3 protein-coding genes and 1 pseudogene are annotated in these 4,370 nt (G+C 52.8%); 3 read left to right on the top strand and 1 reads right to left on the bottom strand.

Annotated features, from left to right (window positions below; translation table 11 throughout):
* Nucleotides 1–160, bottom strand: a pseudogene (locus WBC85_RS13250) (2-dehydro-3-deoxyphosphooctonate aldolase); the annotation flags it as partial.
* A 116-nt stretch (nt 161–276) separates the two neighbouring features.
* Between WBC85_RS13250 and WBC85_RS13245 the strand changes: the two are divergent.
* From WBC85_RS13245 to WBC85_RS13235, 3 genes are all read left to right on the top strand, one after another.
* On the top strand, nt 277–1,851 hold the full coding sequence (locus WBC85_RS13245) for a lysine--tRNA ligase (protein ID WP_424438004.1): 1,575 nt from the start codon (nt 277–279) through the stop codon (nt 1,849–1,851).
* Between the two features lie 59 nt (nt 1,852–1,910).
* Complete coding sequence (locus tag WBC85_RS13240) at nt 1,911–2,330, top strand: DUF4864 domain-containing protein (RefSeq protein WP_424438001.1); 420 nt, start codon at nt 1,911–1,913, stop codon at nt 2,328–2,330.
* Between the two features lie 161 nt (nt 2,331–2,491).
* A partial coding sequence (locus WBC85_RS13235) for a glycosyl hydrolase family 28-related protein (RefSeq protein WP_424437998.1) occupies nt 2,492–4,370 on the top strand: 1,879 nt, incomplete at its 3' end.

The raw sequence follows: 4,370 nt of genomic DNA, 5'->3' as shown, positions 1-4,370 counted from the left end.
GATCAATGTCATAGGCCGCAAATACAGGCAGGTTATTCACCGCGGATTGGATTTTTACCAACTCGACAGTGCGGATATCTTCGTCCGACGCAGAGACGGCGATCATCAGCGCAACAAGGCAATCTTGCGGGCTTAGTGGGTGAGGGTCGGCTTGTGTCATGGAAAGCGTGCTTTCATTAGGATGCTTAAGCAGAATATTGACGATAACCCCTGCATTCAATAGGTAGCGCGCACATGCCTGCCCGATCGGGCAGGTTTATTTTTTGGAGACCCGATATGTCTGAATTGCGCGATGCTGCGATGAGCTCAAAAGCCTGGCCGTTTGAAGAAGCGCGCCGTGTGCTCAAACGCTATCAAAAAGCACCGCCCGAGAAGGGCTATGTGCTGTTTGAAACGGGCTATGGTCCATCCGGGTTGCCGCATATCGGGACTTTTGGCGAGGTATCGCGCACAACCATGATCTTGCGTGCCTTTCAGGAAATCAGCGATTTACCAACAAAACTGATCTGTTTTTCGGATGATCTGGACGGAATGCGTAAAATTCCGGGCAATGTCCCTAATGCAGATAGCTTAACCGAGCATTTGCAAAAGCCGCTCACGTCGGTGCCTGATCCGTTTGGTGAGTTCGAAAGCTTTGGCCATCACAACAACGCAATGTTGCGCCGTTTCCTTGATACCTTCGGGTTTGAGTACGAATTTTACAGTGCAACAGAGTTTTACGCCTCTGGCCAGTTCGACGAAGTGCTCAAGCGTGCAGTTGATAAGTACGATGAGATCATGGATGTCATGTTGGCGAGCCTGCGCGAAGAGCGCCGTCAAACCTATTCGATTTTCCTACCGTTTCATCCCGAAACGGGCCGGGTTCTGTATGTCCCGATGAAGTCGATCAATCGCACAGACTACACAATTACGTTTGATGATGAAGAGGGACGCGAGTGGACGGTTCCTGTGACCGGTGGCAATGTGAAGTTGCAGTGGAAGCCAGACTTCGGTGCGCGCTGGGCTGCGCTGGGCGTTGATTTTGAAATGTATGGTAAGGATCATTCCACCAATACGCCGATCTATGACAAGATTTGCCGCATCCTTGGCGCACCCGCGCCCGAACATTTTACTTACGAGTTGTTTCTGGATGCGAATGGTCAGAAAATATCCAAGACATCGGGCAACGGTATTTCGATTGATGAATGGCTGACTTATGCCGCGTCCGAAAGCCTGTCATATTTCATGTATCAAAAGCCTAAAACCGCGAAGCGGATGCATTTTGATGTGATCCCGAAAGCGGTGGACGAATATCATCAACAGCTGCGCGCCTATGTGGATCAAGATGTCAAAGCGCGTTTGAACAACCCTGTTTGGCATATCCACGGTGGGGATGTTCCTGAAAGCAAGATGGTTGTTCCATTCTCTATGCTGCTGAACCTTGCATCGGTATCCGGTGCAGAGGACAAAGATCAGCTTTGGGGCTTTATCCAGCGCTACGCGCCTGAAGCCAATGCCCAGAGCAACCCTGACATGGATCAGGCGGCTGGCTTTGCTGTGCGTTACTACAATGATTTCGTAAAACCTGCGAAAGTCTTCCGTGCGCCAAGCGAATTGGAACGTGAAGCGCTGATCGAGCTGCGTGACGGCTTGAAGGCATGGGACAAAGGCCTTGATGCAGAAGAGCTTCAGAGCCTTGTGTTTGCCTGTGGACGTGAGCGGTTTGATCCGATGCGGGACTGGTTCAGTGCGCTTTACGAAGTGTTGCTTGGCGCAAGCCAGGGACCACGCTTTGGCGGGTTTATTGCGCTTTATGGTGTGGATGAAACAGTTGCCCTGATTGATCGCGCGCTTGCAGGCGAGTTGCTCTGAATTTGACCTGAGCCGGATATGAGTTAGCTTTCCTCTTAGATATTGAGAGGAAAGCTATCATGTTTACCCGGTTTTCGATGCTTTTGGCCGTAGTGGCGACGTTGCTGGCGAGCGGCGTCGCGGTTGCAGATGATGCGGCAAAACCTGCGATCACAAACACAATCCAAAGCCAGTTAAGCGCACTGCAAAAGGACGACTTCGAGCAGGCCTTTACCTATGCCAGCCCGATGATAAAACGGATGTTCGGCTCACCCGCGAACTTTGGCGCGATGGTGTCGCAAGGCTATCCAATGGTGCATCGCCCATCTGATGTCAGGTTTCTAGAGCTGCGCGAAGTCGCTGGAGCGCTGTATCAAAAAGTGCAGGTTCGCGATGCAAGCGGGCGCATCCACTTTCTGGATTATCAAATGATCGAGATTGAAAACGGGTGGAAAATCAATGGTGTGCAACTTTTGAAAACCTCTGAGCTGTCGGCCTGACCTAAACCTGTTTTACACGATCTGTGGGCACCGTGACGGTGCTATCAGGCGGCTTTAACTATTCTTGAGCACTCTTCCGGTCTCGCTCGGCCGAACTGCATGGCTTTGAGCGCTGTTGAAACGGGCGCGCTTTGCGGCCCTTGGCGGAAGAGGAAGACTTCATGAACAAGGCGATCACCGACGGCGTGGTGCTCATGCCCCCCGCATTTGCGCAGGGTTTGAATGTTTGGGCGCGCGGAGATGGCACGCCCGGCTCGGACACTTATCAAGGAACAGCGACAGCGGCCTTTGTGCCGGCTGATCTGGATTTCAGCGGGTGTCTGGAAATCCAAAAGACCGATGCAACGCAAAAACTGCGATACATGGGGGAAACGCCGCTTTTGCCGGGATGTTACCTTCGCGTGACGGCGCGCATTAAAGCGATGAGCGGGCCGCTACCCACGGTGCGCATTTCGGGTTGGGCTGGCGGCTCTGGCGGCGCGCATGTGAGCGGCATCAATGAGACGGGCAATTCCGTGAGCTTGACCAGCTATGGCGAGATTATCGAGATCAGTGCGATCGTCGGATCTGGCCAGCGCACAGGCGTTGATATGGTTTGGGGACGCGCGCCGCTTTATGGGCATTTCGGACTTGATCTGACGGGGCCGAACGGCGGCGTAGTACGTATTGACGATATTGTCATCGAGGACATCACCAGCGCATTTCACCGCGATATGATGAACATCGTAGATGTGCGCGATTTTGGCGCGCTCGGGGATGGTACAACAGACGATCACGCCGCATTTGTCGCTGCGGATCAAGCTGCCGACGGGCGCAAGATATTCGTTCCAGCGGGGACTTACCTGATCGGCTCGTCGCTCACGTTGAATGAGCGGGTCGAGTTCGAAGGCAAGCTTGAAATGGCTGCGGGCGATATCCTCTCCCTTACGAAAAGTTTTGATCTGCCATGCTATATCGAAGCCTTTGGCGGCGACGAGGAACTGGGGTTTCGAAAAGCCTTTCAGTCGCTTTTGAACAATGCCGATCACGAAACGTTAGATATGTGCGGGCGCCGGGTCACAATTACAGAGCCTTTGGACATGCAGGCCATTGAGGGATCGCGCACCAGTTTTGCGCAGCGCCGCGTCATCCGCAACGGCCAGCTTTATGTCGCCGAAGGCACCGCTTGGGACCCTGATGTGACCACCTCTGCTGCAAGCTACAGCACAGCAAATGATGATACGCTTTATAGCGTAAGCAATGTTGCGAACATCCAGGTCGGCTCGCTCGTGCAGGGGACGGGTGTTGGTCGGGAAGTCTATGTGCGCGAAGTGAATGTTGCCACCAGCGAAGTGCGCTTGTCGGGTCCTCTTCATGATGCCGCCGGGCGTCAGACCTATGGCTTTCAGCGTTTTAAGTATGTTCTCGATTTTGGCGGTTTCGCACTCTTTAGCCAGCTTGTCCTGCTTGATCTTGAAATTCTGTGTCGCGGTTATGCTTCGGGTATTATGTTGCCGCGATCAGGCGTGGCGAATACGATCAAAAACTGCTTTATCAACCGTCCAAAAGATCGCGGGATTACCTCTGTCGGAACAGGCTGCCAAGGCATGTTTGTGGAAGGGTGCCAGTTTATTACCAATGAAGGCGGCGTAGACGCACAATTGCGTACCAGCGTTTGTATGAACGCGCAGGGCAATGACCTTAAGATCCGCAACAACCGTGCAAGCCAATTTCGCCACTTTGCTGTGCTTGGGGGGCAGAACTATATCATATCTGGCAATCACGTGTTTCAAGGTGACAGCAAATCAGATGGCGCGCGCTTGGCGGGGTTTGTTTTTACGCGCACGAGTTTGAGTCACACCTTTACAGCGAATTACATTGATAACTGCCATGTAGAATGGACAAATGAAGCGACTTCATCGCCTACGTATACGGGCGGGTTTTCATTCAGCGGTTTGTCGATCACGAACAATACCTTCCTTTGTAGTGACGTCGCGCCGTGGTTTTCCTTTATTGTTATCAAGCCCTACGGATCAGGTCACACGCTGCGCGGCTTAACCA

The organism is Planktotalea sp., from assembly GCF_049680325.1.
In the GTDB taxonomy this organism is placed as follows: domain Bacteria; phylum Pseudomonadota; class Alphaproteobacteria; order Rhodobacterales; family Rhodobacteraceae; genus Planktotalea.
Note: the sequence above shows the minus strand (reverse complement) of the source record. Positions and strands in the feature narration are given on the sequence as shown.

Coding starts and splice junctions, on each gene's coding strand:
- WBC85_RS13245 (WP_424438004.1), top strand. CDS start 277: ATGTCTGAATTGCGCGATGCTGCGATGAGCTCAAAAGCCTGGCCGTTT.
- WBC85_RS13240 (WP_424438001.1), top strand. CDS start 1,911: ATGTTTACCCGGTTTTCGATGCTTTTGGCCGTAGTGGCGACGTTGCTG.